The following is a 17391-nucleotide window of genomic DNA, read 5'->3' on the forward strand; positions in this document are numbered from 1 at the left end:
TCTAATATATTTGCAGATCTTCTAATATAAATTTTTATGTTCTAATAAAATAGCAATCTTCTAATATATCGGCCGGATGTTCTAATATAGGTTCCTTTTTATCTAATATCGCAGCCGGATTTTCAAATATCCCTATGATTTGTTCTAATATCTCGCAACAATGTTCTAATATAAACGATACGCAAGTCAAGTGCAGAATCTTGTGTAAAATGCTTTTTGGGTTTTTGTATGTGCTCTTTGTTAGTTGATATAGGATTTCTAGGAAAGGGCTAGCCCTTTCCTAGAAATCCTATATTTCGCGCTTTACTATTCACTTTTTTATTCTTCTACATACACGTTTTTATAACTAAACATAGGTGATTTCTTCTTTATCTCATCATCAATATCCATTAATACTGCGCCGATTAGACGGGTTGCCGAGTCATGATTCGGAAAGATTCTAATTACTTTTTCTCTCCGTCTAATTTGTTGATTAATATTTTCTACCCGGTTCGTTGTTCGGATAAAGCGGTGAATCGCCGGTTTAAACTGATAGTATTGTGTCACTTCATCGAAACCTTGTTCCAATACATCCATCGCTTTTTCATATTTATCCACTTCACTGTATTCATCTTGGAGAGCCTGGTATTTTAACTTGGCATCTTTTAATGTATCTTCCCGGAAAATAGCAGCTACTTTACGACGAAAAGCTCGGGTATCTTTTTTCGGAAGTTTTGTAAAAATATTTCGTGTAAAATGGAAGAGGCAGCGTTGCCAGCCTGTCCCTAAAAAGCATTCAGAAATGGCTTTCTTCAAGCCTACATGCGCATCCGAAATAACTAGTTCAGGCTTGTTCAGTCCACGCTCCAGAAGCTCTTGGAAAAAGCCTTTCCAGGCTGTATAACTCTCCACGCTCGCCACTTTAAACCCAATGATTTCTGTCTTTCCATCCGCTCTTAATCCCGCCGCTATATAAACCGCCTTTGACACAATTTTGCGGTTTTCCCGCACTTTGATATACATGGCATCTACATATAAAAACGCAAAGTGACAATGGTCAAGTTTACGGCTGGCCCACTCTTTAATAAGCGGATCCAAACGCTTCGTTAGTGTAGAAATAAAAGAGGCGGATACCGTTTCGCCAATGAGTTCCTCTACGATTTTTGTCACGCGACGTGTGGAAACGCCCTGTACAACCATTTCCATCATCGACAGAATAAAGGCTTTATCCATCCGTTGATGACGTTCAAATAAAGTCGTCGAAAACTTTCCGTCACGTGTACGAGGAACCTTCAGCGTAATTCTTCCAATCGCCAATGTATAATCGCGTTCGTAATAACCATTACGCTGGGTTACCCGTGTATCATTTCGCTCATAAGCTTCCGCCTGAAGATAGGCGTCACGTTCATGTTCCATGTATTGATTGAGCATTAAAATAACCGAAGACTTAATGATATTGTCCATATTCGATTCAAGTATCGCTGCTTCAATTTCTTCTAAGTTTAGGTTAAGATTAAGTTGAGTCATATTAATTCCTCCTAATGTTTTGGTCGCACAATACATTTACCCAGGAATTGATATGACTTTTCACTTTTACACAATTATATATACATATTCGATACGCACATTTTTTCAGCCCTAAACTTACTAAAAAACTCGAATGCGTCTTCAAAATCCATCCAAGTTCTAATAACCTCGTTACTTTTTCTAATAACCGGCTTAATTCTTCTAATAACCGGCACCATTGTTCTAATAAAAGCCTGACCAATCAAAAAGAGCACTCCGCATAAAGCAGAGTGCACCTGAAAATTTTATAAAAATCGTTTTCGCTGTTCTGGTGACGGTAACATGCATTCCTGCTTTTTCCCGAACCATTTGTAGCGGTTTTTGGCAATCCACCGATACACAAGATCCCGAACCGGTTTTGGTACAACAATAAATACATAAAACAACTTCCACAAACCTGATAAATTTCCTGTAATTTTAAGAGCGGCCGTCGATTCCGTATAATGCCGGTCATTTTCTATATACACAATGCTGTCCGTTTTTTCCGGCACATCATACTTTTTCAACAAAGCTGCTCCAATATCACTTTGAAGCGAGGCAAACTGAAACAATGCTTTCGGATCACGTTTTATAATAAACTGTACGCTTGCATCACAGAAATTGCACTCTCCATCAAATAGTAAGATTCGCTTCATGCTTTTCACCTCATTCCGGTGTGACGTATGTATAATATGTCCCGAGTGACTTTACTGTACAGCCGAGCGCAATCAGTTCTTCCACTGCGCCTTTCATCATCGGTTCCTCTTCATCTGCAAGTATATCAGTTATGAAGAAATAATTCCCTAGCCCGGTTTTAAGTGGTCGCGATTCAATCTTGCTCAAGTTCAGTTTACGCCAGGCAAATACCGAAAGTACTTGATGCAGCGCACCGGACACATCTGTCGGTAATGTAAGCATAAACGTTGTTTTCGGCTGTGCCTGCAGCGGTACTAAACCATGTTTTATATTTTGCTTCGATAAAACGAAGAAGCGCGTATGATTAAAATGAAAATCATGGATATTACGTTCGAGTATATGTAAATTATATTTTTCAGCGGCAGAAAAGTTCGCAACTGCGGCGATACAGCGGTCTTCCGTCCGGGAAACAAGCTCCGCTGCGGCAGCCGTTGAAGAATATGATGTCTGCCTTACGTCACCATGATTGTAATATAAATATTTATGGCATTGTGCCAAGGCATGCGGATGTGAATAAATTTCTTCGATTGCCTCGCTATTTTCCGCGAATTTTTTATTTACTAATAAATGCTGCTGGATTTTCGACATGACTTCCGCTGTAACAAACAGTTCGGATTCATGATACAAATAGTCAATTGTCAGCGGAACAGAGCCTTCCAGTGCATTTTCCACCGGCACAACCGCCAGCTCCACTTTTCCTTCTGATACAGCTTCAATACATTCCGGGATGGACTTGTATGGAATATGCCAATCATTCGGGAACAAACCCTTTGTCGCTAAATATGTAAATGATGCTTCCGGACCAAGGTAAGCAACTCTTTTTTCCCAATTTTTTTCTGACATTCTAGAGCACCTCAATTATAAGTTCTAAATTTTCTGTAAATTAACCCTATAAAGAAAGCTGTCCAATATGCCCTGAAACTTATTGGACAGCAATTTTTATTTAATTATATTCTGATGCACTTGCACAGGAACAGCTCACTTTAAAGAAAAGTTAAAGTGCGCCTGAACTGATTACTTCGGCAGATTCGATAAATTCAAGTTGATTCAAGCTGCGAATAAGTTCATCCAGCTCATAAGACATGCTTGTCACATCTAAAGAAAGCGTCACATTGGCACGTCCTTGAATCGGAATCGTCTGGTGAATCGTCAGTACATTGCAATGGGCATCAGATACAGTTTCGAGTAATTTGGCAAGTGTACCTTTTCGATCTTGCAGTTGAATGAAAACCGTTAAAATACGCTCTTGCACAATCGAATGGAAAGGAAAAACTGCATCCCGATATTTATAAAATGCGCTGCGAGATAAATCCACTTCTTTTACCGCATCCCAAATGGATGAAACAGATCCTTTTTGCAATAATTGTTTAGCTTCCAATGTTTTTTGCATCGCATCTGTCAGGACATCTTCACGCACTAAGTAATATCGCTGATTTGCTACGTTTTTCATCGTCATCCCCCACTTAATTAGTCGACAAAGTCAAATTCGAATTCCATTAAACGTACAGTATCGCCATTTTGGGCACCGCGTTTACGTAACTCTTCGTCGACACCCATTGCACGTAACTGGCGAGCAAAGCGTCGAATACCGTCTTCACGGCTGAAGTCAGTCATTTTGAATAGGCGTTCGATTGTGTATCCTGAAAGCACATATGCACCATCATCATCACGTGTAATTTCGAAGTCGCCACCTTGTCCTTCATGTTTGTACATTACAACTGCATCTGACTCTTCGTCGATTACATCATGTAATAAGAATTCAGGCGTTACTTCTAACAGATCCGCAATTTCAAATAGCAATGGTTTTAACCCTTGACGAGAAACCGCTGAAACCGGGAAGACCTTTACATCTTCTCCCACTTTCTTTTTAAACTCTTTCAAGTTTTCTTCGGCATTCGGCATATCCATTTTGTTTGCTACGACAATTTGAGGACGCTCAAGTAATCGTAAATTATACTGTTCAAGCTCATTATTAATTGTTACATAATCATCATAAGGTTCGCGGCCTTCCATACCTGACATATCGATAACGTGAACGATGACACGTGTACGCTCGATATGACGCAGGAACTGCATCCCTAATCCGACACCTTGGTGAGCGCCTTCGATCAGACCAGGTAGATCTGCCATTGCGAATGAACGGCCATCATCTGTTTCCACCATACCTAAGTTCGGTACGATTGTTGTAAAATGATAAGCGCCGATTTTAGGTTTTGCAGAAGAAACAACAGATAGTAATGTCGATTTACCTACTGAAGGGAAACCAACCAATCCAACATCCGCCAGTACTTTTAACTCTAAAATCACTTCCAGTTCCTGGCCCGGTTCGCCTTTTTCGGCTAGTTCCGGTGCAGGGTTGGAAGGTGTAGCAAAACGGCAGTTACCGCGTCCACCACGGCCTGCTTTAGCAATAATCGCTTGTTGGCCATGTTCAACTAAATCGGCAATGACTGTTTTTGTTTCCGCATTCATTACAACTGTTCCCGGTGGCACTTTAACGATTAAATCTTCTGCACGACGACCGTGCATCCCTTTACTCATTCCGTGCTCTCCACGTTCAGCTTTGAAGTGACGTTTGTAACGGAAATCCATTAACGTACGTAAACCTTCTTCTACTTCAAAAACTACATTACCGCCACGTGCTCCGTCTCCACCTGCCGGCCCACCATTTGGTACATACTTTTCACGGCGGAAGGCAACCATTCCATCCCCGCCGTCTCCACCTTTAACATAAATCTTTACGTGATCGACAAACATTTCTTTCACTCCTCATATGTGAATTACATATTTCCAACTTGTATTCGTCTGTTCATATGTTTCCACATTAAAAATATTCTGTTCTATTGAAAATGGCGACTGTTCCCATTTTCCCTTTAAATGAAATAAAATATTCCATTTATCTTCATTTGATTCGATGTTTAACAGTAATTGATGCTCTTCATATGGATCAAGCTTGTCGTAAACATGAATAATTGTGTTTTCCAAGTATTGAACAATCGCTTCATCGTACTTGCTTTGAATTGGTGTACTTACATCACTTGTCATGTTTAGCTGTAAAGCCGGATAACGCCAACATAGGGTATGAAGCCATTCAACTGTTTTCGTTAACTGAAGCCGATTGATATTCGAAAGTATTTTACAATGTTCAGACTGGTCAAAAATCACCTTTTTTGCCTCGTCCACTCGTCCTAAATCTAAGTTCATCTGGATTAAATGAAGCTGATTCAAATAATCATGATTTGCAAAGCGTAATGCTTCACTTACAGTTAATTTTGAAACGGTCATTTCACACACTCCGTATTCCAATATTATTAGTATAACAAGTATTTCATCTATTTTCCTTCCATACTTCATACTCATACATATTCAATACTTAAGAAAATTTCAATCATCCATTTCCATAAAGGCATCTCTGCATTCATCTATGAAATTTTATAAAAACTTAAAAAAAGGACTGCAATAAATGCAGTCCTTTCATTGCAAGAATTATGCTTCTTGAGCTGTAGGGTATACAGATACTTTTTTCTTGTCGCGACCATAGCGTTCAAATTTAACAACGCCGTCAACTTTTGCGAATAATGTATCGTCACCACCGCGGCCTACGTTTGTACCTGGGTAAATTTTTGTACCGCGTTGACGGTAAAGAATTGAACCACCAGTTACGAATTGACCATCAGCACGTTTAGCACCAAGGCGTTTAGACTCAGAGTCACGTCCGTTTTTAGTAGAACCTACACCTTTTTTAGATGCGAAGAATTGAAGATCTAAAGTTAATAATAACATTCTGTTCCACCTCCTAGATCATTTTATATTTCAATTCGATATATTCTGAATAGCTCGCAGTCATTGTGTAGAACTGTGTCACCATTGTGTTCAGAATAACTTGTAATTTAGCGTCTGTTTCATCATTCAGTTCAGCTTGTGGAACAGTTACTTTTAAGTAACCACCTTCAGTACCTTGTTCGATTTCAGGAGTAATTCCTGTAATTTGCGGGATTGCGTTTACTGCACCAAAGGCAACAGCAGAAGCACCTGCACAAACTAAATCACGACCATAGATATCCGATAAAGCATGTCCTGAAATTTCAAATCCATACGATTTGCGATTTTCATCACTATAAATAGTTACTGTAATCATGTTCGTCACCTACTTATTAAGCGTTGATAGCTTCAACTACTAATTTAGTGTATGGTTGACGGTGACCTTGTTTACGACGGTAGTTCTTTTTCGCTTTAAGTTTGAAAACAGTAATTTTCTTTTGCTTGCCTTCTTTAACAACTTTCGCTGTTACAGTAGCGCCAGCAACTGTTGGAGCTCCAACTTTAACTGTTTCTCCACCTACGAATAAAACTTTGTCAAAAGTAACGATTTCGTCAGCAGCCACACCTAGTTTTTCAACATAGATTTCTTGACCTGCTTCAACTTTGATTTGTTTACCACCAGTTTCGATAATTGCGTACATTAAAATGCACCTCCTCTTAGACTCAGACTCGCCCGGAATTGCAGGTGACCTATAAAGGTACTTAAACCTGTTCAGCGCGGTTGCAGTAGCACGGGTGCTACAAACAATAACATTAAAATACTACCACATCGAAATTATCAAGTCAACCGCTTCATTACTATTTTCTCAAAAGCAGAACGGTACTTCCGATATTTCCAATCTCCAATTACTTTGCTCCATAAAAAGAGGCTAATAATCACTAAAGATAATGATTGCGGCAATAAATATAATAGTACGATAATTGTTACCGTAAGTAAATAAAAAGAAGCCGTTAAATAAAATTCGAAAATTTTAGAAAACGGCTGCCGTTTCAAAATGCTGTAACATAGTATTCTGCCGCCATCAAGCGGCCATATCGGTACAAGATTGATAGCAAGAATAAACAGCTGCACTTCTATTAATCTAGTACTCAGCATATCAGGCAGAAACAAACTGATAAAAATTCCGAGACCTGTTGCAACAGGTCCTCCAACAGCGATAATGATCAGCTGCTTATAGGATAATTGCAGTTCGTCCTTAATCGTCATCTCCCCGCCGTAAGGAACAATTTTACATTGCGTTATTTTGGCTCCGACAAGTTTAGCCGCGATAAAATGACCTAATTCATGAAACAATAGCGAAACGATAATAATACTGTATAAGGCAATATCTCCATACAAAACAATTGATAAGAGCAGTAACAAAAACAATGGATGAATCGAAATTTTCATCTAAATCGGCTGTTCCTTTAGCCAGCGAATCGTTTCTTCCATATTTAAAACTTGCCCGTCACGTTCAATCTGTATATAGAGCTCTCCGCTCTTTTTCGTTGCGACAACCGTTCCTTTTGTTACTGTCGTGTATGGCAATACATAGAAGTCGTCCACAAACCCGAATGTAACCGTATCGCCTGTATCATAAACAACCGAAACCGTTTTTCCGTTATACTTTGTATGGCCCGTAAAAACAATCAATCCATCATACAGTGCATTTAATACGAACGGTTCATCATACACGAGTAAATATCCGTCATTAAAACGATCAATCGTTTCAAACAGCTGTAATTGACTAATCGATACATCTGCACTAACAGGGAGCTGCTGGTCTTCATTAGACAACATATTCACAACCGCTTTTCGCATCATGACTAAATCATCCGAACTGTAGACAATGGAATGGATGACACGTTTTGTAGCGATATCCCCATAATAATTACAGCTATAAATAATAACAAAGACAATACTCGCGATGAGCCACTGCCATTTTTTCAAGCTCACCATCCAATCTTTTTGCACTAGTATATGTCAGGAACGACAATACAATTCAAGAACGCATGTACATCGGAACAAAAGTGCTAAAGCGCCCGTTCAGCTCCGACAGACATGCCAAAAGCTTTAATTTCCTGAGCAAAAAAAGCTGTAAAGAATAATTGACACTATCCCTACAGCTTCCTTCTTATTTAAATAATGCTTTCAATTTTGCGAAAACGCCTTTTGGCTGATCATCTTCCAAGGACATTAACGGCACAGAATCACCTAATATACGGCGTGCGATATTACGGTATCCCAATGATGCTTTGTTGTTCGGATTCATTACGATTGGTTCACCTTTATTGGATGAACTGATAACATCTTCACTATCGACGATGATTCCCAATAAATCAATCGATAAATGAGTAGTTACTTCTGTAATATCCATCGCATCTCCGTTGTTCATCAAACTTTTACGGATTCGGTTAATAATAAGCTTCGGCGGTTCGATCGGCTCCTGCTCCAATAGTCCGATAATTCGATCCGCATCTCTTACTGCTGAAATTTCAGGTGTTGTCACAACAATGGCACGATCCGCACCAGCGACCGCATTGCGATAGCCTTGTTCAATACCGGCCGGACAATCAATTAAAATATAGTCAAATTCACGTTTCAACTCATCTATCAAAACTTTCATCTGTTCAGGGTTGATGGCGTTTTTGTCTGTATTTTGGGCAGCAGGCATCAAGTATAGACGCTCATCTACACGCTTGTCCTTTACCAATGCCTGGTGCATTTTACAGCGGCCTTCTATTACATCCACTAAATCATAGATAATCCGATTTTCCAAGCCTAATATAACGTCTAAATTACGCAGTCCGATATCCGTATCGACTAGACAAACTTTCTTTCCTTGAAGTGCCAATGCCGTTCCTAGGTTTGCAGTCGTAGTAGTTTTCCCTACTCCACCTTTTCCTGAAGTTATAACGATTGCTTCTCCCACATTAGCGGCCCCTTCCTTATATAAGGTAGCTGTTTGAGCTCCAGTATCATCAGTATTCTTAGAGAATAATAATTCTTCATCACTCATTTAGCTTCCTCCTTTAAATGTTGATAAATTCGGTCGTACATTTCTTATTTCCTGGATTCTATCATATGCTATTACATTATTTTCTCCAAGATAGGCAAAAATTTGATCGGTATTTTCCAATATATATTGCGACTCGTTCGTCATTACTTCCACATAATTCCCAATTAAAATATGTGTCGGTTCAAAATGTGACGCGGATACAATTGCCTGTTCATTGCCATCCATGCCTGCATGCACAATGCCCTTTAGCTTACCCGCAATATGTACATTACCCCCTGCCTCAATACGTCCGTTTGGATTGACATCCCCTAACACAAGTATATCACCCGTTACACGAATCGTTTGTCCGGAACGCACAATGCCTACAAATGTTTCAAAGCGACTTGTCTCAAGCAGTTTTTGGCTTTCTTCTAATGTAATGACATCGCTTTGGATTTTTTTCACACATAGTTTTTGCTGTTGTTCCACAATTCCAGTAAGCTGGTCTTTTTGCTCTTGTGTACAGTAACGTTTTCCTAAGTGCAGTTGTACATCTATTTTACCATCAAGATGGCCGTCTGTAACTTTTTTTCCAAGTTCTTCTACTAATTCGGTAAAAGAACATTGGTCATCCAAACGAAGTACTAACCCATCTTTTGTTCCTTTAATATGGATAAGTTGTTTTTTCATAGCTTTTTCAAGTCACCTCGCGCTACATAATAACGAAAAGAAAACAACCGGATTTCAGGTCCGTTTTGTTTCTTTCCGTTTTTTAAAATGCTATTGTGCCCGTTGAAATACACGAGCGCTAAGACAATATTTAAACGCCCATGCAAGCATTATCAAAAATAATAGATTACCAATTGTTGTCGGAACTAATCGATTCACTAGAAACGGCTGAAGTGCCATCGTTGTAAATTGGAGCATATAGAAAAATTCATATACAACAAATTCGAAAACAATCATTAGCAATAATGCCAAAATTGTAGAAAATACTAAATGTGGATGAACACGTTTTACACACCATGCTGCAATATAGCAGATAACGGGATATAAAACGGTATAAAGACCAATAATATTAATAAAGAACACATCAAAACAAAGTCCAAAAATAAGACCATAAATCATGGCTTTTTTTCGGCTGTAATAAATGGCTAGAAAGATTAAATATAAAATTAAAAAACGCGGAATCAAATAATAGATCCCTTCGCCCAATTGCAATGGGGAGAATACGGCGAATTCAGATTCCAGCAAAAACAGCAAGACAGCAACGAAGCCAATTAAAAATCGAGCGAGCATTACTCATCCCCCTCATTTTCATCGGCTGGTCCATTTACTAAATCTTCATTTGTACTGCCACCGTCAGAACCATCTACCGAAATTGTTTTACGCTTAGCAATAATAACATGTTCGATCATTGAAAAATCTGCTGCTGGTTTGACATAGGCCATTTTCGTTAAACCGAAATCATCAGTTGTTACTTCTGTAATCTCACCAATCAATATACCTTTCGGGAAGATTCCACCAAGTCCGGAAGACAAAACTTTCCCGCCTTCTTTCAGGTCAACTTTGGAATCGAGACGCTTTAATAATAATTCGTTACGCTCAACGTCATACCCTTCTACTAAACCATGAATTTCCCTATTCTTTTCATCATGTACTACTGCTGATACACGATAGTTTTCATTATTCGTATAAAGCAATTCCACTTCGGAAGTATAAGGTGTTGCGATGACAATTTTACCAACTAGCCCTCGAGAAGTCATAACAGCCATGTTTTTTTCAACACCATCTGCTGTCCCTTTATTTAAAATAATTTTTTCTTCCCACTGATCAGGGTTTCTCGCGATGACCGTCGCCTGAATTGGGTCGAAATCACGCAAACTTTCCTCGATTGATGCGAGTTCACGCAATGAAGAATTTTCGGCCTTTAATGTACTTACTTCCGCCTTTAAGACGGCAAAGTCTTCTAGACGCATTTTTAAGCGCTGGTTCTCTTCATACGTATTTAACAGCGAATCAATATTGCTAAAAATACCTGTTATGTAATTAGCCGGCTTTGCGACAAGTGAATGTGCAAAGCCAACTGTATCTTTAATAATTTTCTCGGGTAATGTTGCGTTATGACGATCACGTAAAGAGAAACCAATCAATGCCACTAGAAAAATCACGCTTACTAATAGGATAATTAACTTTTTATTAGAAAAATGTGGCACTGCCAGTCCTCCTTACTTCAATTGTTGCGCGCGAATTAAAGCGATGTTGTCTAATGCTTTACCCGTTCCGATTGCAACGCAATCCAACGGATCTTCAGCAATAAATACAGGCATTTTTGTTTCATCGCTGATTACTTTATCTAAATTGCGTAATAATGCACCACCGCCTGTTAAAACAATACCGCGCTCCATTACGTCTGCAGATAATTCAGGTGGTGTTTGTTCCAATGTTTTCTTAACACCATCCAAAATAACTACAATAGCTTCATGTAAAGACTTTGAAATTTCATCCGATGTAATTTCAATTGTTTTTGGTAAACCTGTTAACAGGTCGCGTCCGCGAATTTCCATCGTTTCAGCAGGTCCTTCAGCACGTGCTGTACCAATTTCAACCTTGATGCTTTCTGCTGTACGCTCACCAATTGTTAAGTTATATGTTTTACGGATGTAAGCAATGATCGATTGATCCATTGCATCACCACCAACACGAACTGATTCACTTGTTACAATACCACCAAGAGAAATAACAGCAACTTCTGTTGTACCTCCACCGATATCTACTACCATTGAACCTGTTGGCTCCCATACCGGCAAGTTAGCACCGATTGCTGCCGCAAATGGTTCTTCAATTGTAAATGCTTCTTTTGCGCCTGCTTGACGGCTTGCATCAATAACCGCACGCTGCTCAACTGAAGTAATACCATATGGCACACAAATCATGACATTCGGTTTCTTCCAGTTAGAACCCGAAGCTTTCATTGCTTCTTTTAAATAATATTGGATCATTGCTGTTGTAATTTCAAAATCAGCAATAACGCCATCTTTCATCGGACGGATAGCCACGATTGAACCCGGTGTACGACCGATCATATTTTTTGCGTCATTTCCGACTGCTACAATATCGCCTGTTTTTGTATTTTTCGCTACTACTGAAGGTTCACGCAATACAATTCCTTTTCCTTTTACAAATACTAATGTATTAGCTGTGCCAAGATCGATCCCGACATCTTTATTCCCTAATCCAAACAAATTAAGTACTCCCTTTCTTATTAAAACGATTTCTAATTTATGATGCTAGCAAAATCATACGCTCTATTATAACGAATTACATCAAAAAATTATAGTGTTACAAGCACCGAATCGCGACTTTTGTCGAATGTTTTTTTCTACAACACTACTTTACTATTGTATTTCTATTTCCGTTACGAGACAAATAAAATTAATATGTAAGATTTAACAAAATCGCCACATACCTATGACGAATATAACAAAAAAAAGTTGCGATTGCGAAAATTGTCGACGAATTTTTAAATAAGTAATAATTGTTATCGCAATGTAATAATTCCCAATTATGAAATAACTACAAAATAAAAAGACAAACGCTTTAACACGTTTGTCCAGTTACCTAAAAATAACCTTTTTCCTTCATGCTTATAAACTGATGATCACCAATGATGACGTGGTCGAGCAAATCGACTCCGACTATTTTGCCGGCTTCATAAAGTCTAGTTGTGACATCGATATCTTCCGGACTAGGTGTCGGAATGCCACTTGGATGGTTATGGGAACAAATGATAGAAGCAGCGGAACGTTTTACTGCCTCGCGGAAAATTTCCCGTGGATGGACGATGCTGGCATTCAAGCTCCCGACAAAAACGGTTTGCTTATGAATCACCTGATTTTTTACATTGAGGTAAAGACAGACAAAATGCTCCTGCTGTAATGACGTCATATCCTGCATTAAAAAGGTGGCTGCATCTTCCGGCGTGCGGATTGTAAAGCGTTCTTCCAAATCTTTCGATGCAAGTCTTCTTCCCAGTTCGATCGCAGCAAGCAGCAAAACCGCTTTTGCTTCCCCGATCCCTTTAATCTCGGTCATTTCTTCGAGTGTTGCATGCTTTAAATTATGCAATTTCTCGAAGTTGATCAATACCCGATTGGCCACCGTCAATACAGATTCTCTTTTTGTTCCGGTGCCAAGCAATATGGCAATGAGCTCCTGATTCGACAGACTTTTTGCACCTTGTCGGATGAGGCGTTCACGCGGGCGGTCTGCTTCATGTACATCATGGATTTTCATATTCAATAACGGTTGTTGGACCGTCATTTACATCACTCCTAAAATGGTAGTTTTAGTAGTTGTAATGTAAGCATCTTTTGAACTAATGCAGCAATCGGTAAACCGACGACATTATTATAGTCTCCTTCAATACGGTCAACGAGCATGGCGCCACTCGTCTGAATTCCGTATCCGCCTGCTTTATCAAAAGGATCTCCTGTCTGTACATAGGCCCTGATCATTTGCGTAGAAATATCTTTAAATACCACCGATGTTACTTCAACAAATGTATGTTCTGTTCCGTCCGCCAAAATAAGAGCTACTGCTGTCATCACTTCATGTCGATTTCCTGCAAGCTTCGTTAAATGCTCTATGGCTTCTTCCTCGGAAACAGGCTTGTGCAAAATTTGGTCATTAAACACAACAATTGTATCCGCCCCGATAATACAATAATTCGGACATTTCCTGGCCACATCACGTGCTTTCAACAATGCCACTTCTGTCACATATTCCTGAACCGTATCGCCAGTGACGCTTGTTTCGACAACATCGCTTGTCACAATTTCAAACGGGACATTCAGCATTTGGAGCAATTCCTTTCTCCTTGGTGAAGCAGAAGCTAATATTAGTTGTTCAGTTGTAGTAAAATTCATTTCCAATCCTCCTACACACTATAGTAACCGAGAAACGGAAATTTGAACAACAGCCAATTCTTTTTGCAAATATGCGAAAATGACAATTCCATTATGTTTTCAACGATTAAAATGTTACTTTCAAGCAGTCAAGACTCTCAAAATAATTTATAAACATATGCAGACGAACAACATTAGGATTCGTGGAAAGCTTTGAAACTTCTGTCATAATCCCTGTCCAGTCCTCCGGTACCTGTTTTTTGTCAATTGGTTCTGTCTCCTCTGCCGAGAACAGTTTCGAATCTTTCAATGTGACCGGCAGCTGCAGTTCGGCAGGATTCGGACAGCTGCTTGAAATCGTAATTTTTTTGTAAAAACCTGTAGGCACAACCGTTAATGCGGTTTCCACTTTTTCTGTATCCAACCGTGACCAGACAAAATACTGTTCGCCCACTTTAACAACGGCTGCTTTATTTAACGTAGGATAAGTCCCCAAAAATTGTGCTGCACTATCAAAATTTGAAAAAACACCGTGCTGCAATGCAAAATACTGTTGCTGTACTTGCTGCTCCTCAGGTGTTTGAACAGTTGTCGGGATTGTTTCTGCAGCTTCTTCGGTAGTTGAGGGTAGTTGCAGAATAAAAACAAATAGTATGACGCCAGCAAGCCCTGTAATACTTCCAATGAACATTGCTTGAAAAATGGCATTATTCCTTAAAGCTTTCATCGTTGCCACAGCTCCATCTCTTTTTCATATAACAATAGCAAAATAGCGATAAAAAAAGAGGAGACTGCTGTCGCCTCCCCCTAAAAAGTTTTCGCTATTATTCTTCTTTATTTGCATATTGTTTTAAGACCATTCATATTGCCCTATACAGCAATCTGTAAGCTTTTATCGAGTCTGCTCATTGAGGCATCAGTGCATATTTCGTCGAATTTCACTCAGTAAATAGAGTGAACCGGTAACAATCCGTACTGTTTCACCTATTACCGGGCCTTGTAAAAATTCATTTACGTCATCAATTATTTGTTTTTCCTTCGCCTGACTAAGTTCATAAAGAGTCATTGCCTGCATCGCCCGTTCATTATGAATATCAGCGAAATAGAATGCATCACCGACTTCTTCCAATAACCGTAAAATTGTTTTGACATCCTTGTCCGCCAGCAAACCGATGACAAACTCGATTCGCTTGTTTGGAAAGTGTTCTTTTACCGTATCCACTAATGACTGAATACTAGCAGGATTATGTGCGCCATCAAAATAAAGGTTCGGTCGGATTTGTTCAAAACGCCCGGCAAGTAATGCATTGTTCACACCCGTGCGGATCTTTTGGACATCTATCGGCAATTCAAACTTCTTTAGAACTTCAAGAAATGCAGTAATGGCCAATGTCATATTATGTCCCTGATGTTGCCCTAATAGCTGACGCTGCAATTCAGGAATTTCCAGATGCAGTAATGGATAATTATACGCTTCTTTTCCTTCCTTTATCGAAACGAAAAAGTCGGTACCGAACTTGAATAACGGCACATTTTTCTGAACGGCTTCCTTTTCGAAAACTTCCGTAGCCTCATCTGACATTTCTCCGATTACCGCTGGACGATTTTCTTTCAATATGCCGGCTTTATGATATGCGATGCTCGTTAATGTATTGCCTAAAAAATTTGTATGTTCCAAAGCGATGCTCGGGACAACCGAGACAATCGGTGTCACCACATTTGTGCTGTCTTCTCTGCCGCCCATGCCTGCTTCGATTAACACTAGGTCCGGCTTTTGCTCGGCAAAGTATAAAAGCGCCACCGCCGTCAATAGCTCAAAATCTGTCAGTTTTCCGCTAAGTCCTGCTTTCGCCAGCTGCTGAAACATCCGGTCCATCTGCTCATTTGTGATGGGCCGGCCATCAATCTGTATTTGATCATGAACATCTACAATACAAGGTGACATAAACTTCCCGACTGATAACCCGTATTCACGTGCCATTCCTTCAATAAAAGCCAGTGTTGAACCTTTTCCGTTCGTTCCCGCCAAATGGACTACATTCAGCTGTTTTTCAGGCTGACCAAGAAGACGAAGCGCGGATTCAATTGCGTCCAAACCCGGCTTGATGGCACGTTCACTTTCCACTTGCCAACGCTCTTTGTAAACATCCAGTAACGGAATCATGAAATCCACCCTCTTTCTGCAAACAGACTGCGCACTTCAGCAATAAAATATAAAGAGCCGGTAATAACAAGCAGCTCACCTTCAGCCAAATCATTCATTTCTTTTTCAATTAGTTTCTGCCAGTTCAAATGCATAAACTTTTTTGAATGTGTGCTTTGCTCATATAGCTGCTTCGCTGTTGCTGCGCGCGGTAAACTAATTTGGGTGAAATGCATTTCAGATGCCGCTTCATCCATTAATTTTATACTTATACCATGGTCCTTATCCTGTAACGCGGCATAGACGAACTTCACTTTAAGATGTGGTGCAGTTTCCTTTAATGTATCGATGAGAGCAGTTGTCCCTTCAGAATTATGGGCACCGTCCAAAATAATATTGGGACGCACTCTTTCAAAACGCCCTTCCCACTTCGCATGCTGCAGGGCCAGTTTTACTTTTTGCGCATCAAAGAATTCAAGATATAATTGTGCTGCCGTAATGGCAAGCGCGGCATTGGCCATTTGGTGTTCCCCTGCCATGGCAAGTTCAATTTTGTCGATGTTAATATTTCCCCGGTAGTCAAAATGAGCACCTTTTTGATTCTCCACATAAAAGTGTTCACCCAACGTATAGATCGGAGCATGCAGCCGTGCTGCTGTGTGCTGAATGACCGCCAGCGCCTCCGCATTTTTCACTCCGACTACGACCGGTTTACCTTGCTTAATAATTCCTGCTTTTTCTGCTGCGATTTCAGCATATGTCTCACCGAGCATATCCGTATGCTCAAGCGAAATTGTTGTAATCACACTCACTTCCGGCGTCACAACATTTGTGGAGTCCAAACGCCCTCCAATACCGGTTTCAAGAAGTGCGATATCCAATGGCTGTTCCGAGAAGTATTTTAGGGCAAGCAATGTCACGAACTCAAAAAAGCTCGGGAATTTTCCGTCCATTTTTTTTTCAATAATTTCCGCTATCTTATTTGCAATACGCAAAAAATCTTCATCGGAAATTTGCTGTTTGTTGATTGTCACCCGTTCGTTGGCACGTTCAAGATGCGGAGATATGAAGGCACCGACCGTTAAGCCGTGCTCCATAAAAATCTCTCGTGCCGCATTTAATGTTGAACCTTTACCGTTGGAACCTGCAAAATGGATGAATTTTGTTTTTTGTTCCGGGTTGCCGAGCGCCTCCAGAATGATCTTCGCTGACTGTAAGGGCTCCCCTTTATATTGGCTTGCCTTTAATTTAAAAATAAAATCTGTGCATTGCTCCATTGTTTGAAACATTATGTTCTCTCCCTAATACCGCTAATATGTAA

General features: G+C 39.8%; 21 protein-coding genes and 1 other annotated feature. All 21 genes read right to left on the reverse strand.

The annotated features are described in order from the left end of the window. Positions 1–318 precede the first annotated feature (318 nt). The gene (locus tag MKX73_RS00305; protein WP_340715811.1) at positions 319–1506 is read right to left on the reverse strand and encodes an IS256 family transposase; all 1188 of its coding nucleotides are present in this window, start codon (positions 1504–1506) and stop codon (positions 319–321) included. A gap of 284 nt (positions 1507–1790) precedes the next feature. Next, entirely contained in the window at positions 1791–2180 is a 390-nt protein-coding gene (locus MKX73_RS00310) for a thiol-disulfide oxidoreductase DCC family protein (protein ID WP_340715812.1), read from the reverse strand. Positions 2181–2190: 10 nt separating this feature from the next. Beyond that, positions 2191–3063 (reverse strand): prephenate dehydratase, encoded by an 873-nt coding sequence (gene pheA / locus MKX73_RS00315; protein ID WP_340715813.1) that lies wholly within the window; start codon positions 3061–3063, stop codon positions 2191–2193. 151 nt (positions 3064–3214) lie between these two features. Beyond that, complete coding sequence (locus MKX73_RS00320; RefSeq protein WP_340715814.1) at positions 3215–3670, reverse strand: ACT domain-containing protein; 456 nt, start codon at positions 3668–3670, stop codon at positions 3215–3217. 17 nt (positions 3671–3687) lie between these two features. Beyond that, complete coding sequence (gene obgE, locus MKX73_RS00325) at positions 3688–4977, reverse strand: GTPase ObgE (RefSeq protein ID WP_340715815.1); 1290 nt, start codon at positions 4975–4977, stop codon at positions 3688–3690. A gap of 12 nt (positions 4978–4989) precedes the next feature. Further along, the gene (locus tag MKX73_RS00330; protein WP_340715816.1) at positions 4990–5505 is read right to left on the reverse strand and encodes a Spo0B domain-containing protein; all 516 of its coding nucleotides are present in this window, start codon (positions 5503–5505) and stop codon (positions 4990–4992) included. Between the two features lie 201 nt (positions 5506–5706). Beyond that, positions 5707–6003: a 50S ribosomal protein L27 gene (gene rpmA, locus MKX73_RS00335; RefSeq protein WP_008405208.1), complete on the reverse strand. Its 297-nt coding sequence runs from the start codon at positions 6001–6003 to the stop codon at positions 5707–5709. Positions 6004–6016: 13 nt separating this feature from the next. Next, entirely contained in the window at positions 6017–6358 is a 342-nt protein-coding gene (locus MKX73_RS00340; RefSeq protein ID WP_340715817.1) for a ribosomal-processing cysteine protease Prp, read from the reverse strand. 16 nt (positions 6359–6374) lie between these two features. Further along, positions 6375–6683, reverse strand: a complete 309-nt coding sequence (rplU, locus tag MKX73_RS00345) for a 50S ribosomal protein L21 (RefSeq protein WP_008405205.1) — start codon at positions 6681–6683, stop codon at positions 6375–6377. Between the two features lie 14 nt (positions 6684–6697). Further along, positions 6698–6775 (reverse strand) — a sequence feature (ribosomal protein L21 leader region). 45 nt (positions 6776–6820) lie between these two features. Further along, positions 6821–7432, reverse strand: a complete 612-nt coding sequence (locus tag MKX73_RS00350; protein WP_340715818.1) for a site-2 protease family protein — start codon at positions 7430–7432, stop codon at positions 6821–6823. After that, positions 7433–7972 carry a hypothetical protein gene (locus MKX73_RS00355; protein WP_340715819.1) on the reverse strand — a complete coding sequence of 180 codons (540 nt, stop codon included), beginning with the start codon at positions 7970–7972 and terminating at the stop codon, positions 7433–7435. A 184-nt stretch (positions 7973–8156) separates the two neighbouring features. Next, on the reverse strand, positions 8157–8954 hold the full coding sequence (minD, locus tag MKX73_RS00360; protein WP_340718816.1) for a septum site-determining protein MinD: 798 nt from the start codon (positions 8952–8954) through the stop codon (positions 8157–8159). A gap of 87 nt (positions 8955–9041) precedes the next feature. Beyond that, complete coding sequence (locus tag MKX73_RS00365) at positions 9042–9710, reverse strand: septum site-determining protein MinC (protein WP_340715820.1); 669 nt, start codon at positions 9708–9710, stop codon at positions 9042–9044. Positions 9711–9800: 90 nt separating this feature from the next. After that, positions 9801–10319 (reverse strand): rod shape-determining protein MreD, encoded by a 519-nt coding sequence (mreD, locus tag MKX73_RS00370; RefSeq protein ID WP_340715821.1) that lies wholly within the window; start codon positions 10317–10319, stop codon positions 9801–9803. Then, entirely contained in the window at positions 10319–11236 is a 918-nt protein-coding gene (gene mreC, locus MKX73_RS00375; RefSeq protein ID WP_340715822.1) for a rod shape-determining protein MreC, read from the reverse strand. The genes mreD and mreC overlap by 1 nt, the downstream gene beginning before the upstream one ends. A 12-nt stretch (positions 11237–11248) precedes the next feature. Continuing rightward, on the reverse strand, positions 11249–12265 hold the full coding sequence (locus MKX73_RS00380) for a rod shape-determining protein (protein ID WP_079528052.1): 1017 nt from the start codon (positions 12263–12265) through the stop codon (positions 11249–11251). Positions 12266–12641: 376 nt separating this feature from the next. Then, positions 12642–13343, reverse strand: a complete 702-nt coding sequence (gene radC / locus MKX73_RS00385; RefSeq protein ID WP_340715823.1) for a RadC family protein — start codon at positions 13341–13343, stop codon at positions 12642–12644. A gap of 11 nt (positions 13344–13354) precedes the next feature. Continuing rightward, the gene (locus MKX73_RS00390) at positions 13355–13948 is read right to left on the reverse strand and encodes a Maf family protein (RefSeq protein WP_340715824.1); all 594 of its coding nucleotides are present in this window, start codon (positions 13946–13948) and stop codon (positions 13355–13357) included. Positions 13949–14054: 106 nt separating this feature from the next. Then, a complete protein-coding gene (locus MKX73_RS00395) occupies positions 14055–14654 on the reverse strand; it encodes a translation initiation factor 2 (RefSeq protein ID WP_340718817.1) in 600 nt (199 codons plus the stop codon). Between the two features lie 189 nt (positions 14655–14843). Then, entirely contained in the window at positions 14844–16091 is a 1248-nt protein-coding gene (locus tag MKX73_RS00400) for a bifunctional folylpolyglutamate synthase/dihydrofolate synthase (protein WP_340715825.1), read from the reverse strand. Further along, the gene (locus MKX73_RS00405; RefSeq protein ID WP_340715826.1) at positions 16088–17359 is read right to left on the reverse strand and encodes a bifunctional folylpolyglutamate synthase/dihydrofolate synthase; all 1272 of its coding nucleotides are present in this window, start codon (positions 17357–17359) and stop codon (positions 16088–16090) included. Before MKX73_RS00405 ends, MKX73_RS00400 begins: the two co-directional genes overlap by 4 nt. Positions 17360–17391: the final 32 nt, after the last annotated feature.

This window comes from Solibacillus sp. FSL W7-1436 (genome assembly GCF_038007305.1).
Classification (GTDB): Bacteria; Bacillota; Bacilli; order Bacillales_A; family Planococcaceae; genus Solibacillus.

Bases quoted from the DNA above. Each gene is read 5' to 3' on its own strand.
- MKX73_RS00305 (WP_340715811.1), bottom strand. From the start codon at position 1,506: ATGACTCAACTTAATCTTAACCTAAACTTAGAAGAAATTGAAGCAGCG.
- MKX73_RS00310 (WP_340715812.1), bottom strand. From the start codon at position 2,180: ATGAAGCGAATCTTACTATTTGATGGAGAGTGCAATTTCTGTGATGCA.
- pheA (WP_340715813.1), bottom strand. From the start codon at position 3,063: ATGTCAGAAAAAAATTGGGAAAAAAGAGTTGCTTACCTTGGTCCGGAA.
- MKX73_RS00320 (WP_340715814.1), bottom strand. From the start codon at position 3,670: ATGAAAAACGTAGCAAATCAGCGATATTACTTAGTGCGTGAAGATGTC.
- obgE (WP_340715815.1), bottom strand. From the start codon at position 4,977: ATGTTTGTCGATCACGTAAAGATTTATGTTAAAGGTGGAGACGGCGGG.
- MKX73_RS00330 (WP_340715816.1), bottom strand. From the start codon at position 5,505: ATGACCGTTTCAAAATTAACTGTAAGTGAAGCATTACGCTTTGCAAAT.
- rpmA (WP_008405208.1), bottom strand. From the start codon at position 6,003: ATGTTATTATTAACTTTAGATCTTCAATTCTTCGCATCTAAAAAAGGT.
- MKX73_RS00340 (WP_340715817.1), bottom strand. From the start codon at position 6,358: ATGATTACAGTAACTATTTATAGTGATGAAAATCGCAAATCGTATGGA.
- rplU (WP_008405205.1), bottom strand. From the start codon at position 6,683: ATGTACGCAATTATCGAAACTGGTGGTAAACAAATCAAAGTTGAAGCA.
- MKX73_RS00350 (WP_340715818.1), bottom strand. From the start codon at position 7,432: ATGAAAATTTCGATTCATCCATTGTTTTTGTTACTGCTCTTATCAATT.
- MKX73_RS00365 (WP_340715820.1), bottom strand. From the start codon at position 9,710: ATGAAAAAACAACTTATCCATATTAAAGGAACAAAAGATGGGTTAGTA.
- mreD (WP_340715821.1), bottom strand. From the start codon at position 10,319: ATGCTCGCTCGATTTTTAATTGGCTTCGTTGCTGTCTTGCTGTTTTTG.
- radC (WP_340715823.1), bottom strand. From the start codon at position 13,343: ATGACGGTCCAACAACCGTTATTGAATATGAAAATCCATGATGTACAT.
- MKX73_RS00390 (WP_340715824.1), bottom strand. From the start codon at position 13,948: ATGAATTTTACTACAACTGAACAACTAATATTAGCTTCTGCTTCACCA.
- MKX73_RS00395 (WP_340718817.1), bottom strand. From the start codon at position 14,654: ATGAAAGCTTTAAGGAATAATGCCATTTTTCAAGCAATGTTCATTGGA.
- MKX73_RS00400 (WP_340715825.1), bottom strand. From the start codon at position 16,091: ATGATTCCGTTACTGGATGTTTACAAAGAGCGTTGGCAAGTGGAAAGT.
- MKX73_RS00405 (WP_340715826.1), bottom strand. From the start codon at position 17,359: ATGTTTCAAACAATGGAGCAATGCACAGATTTTATTTTTAAATTAAAG.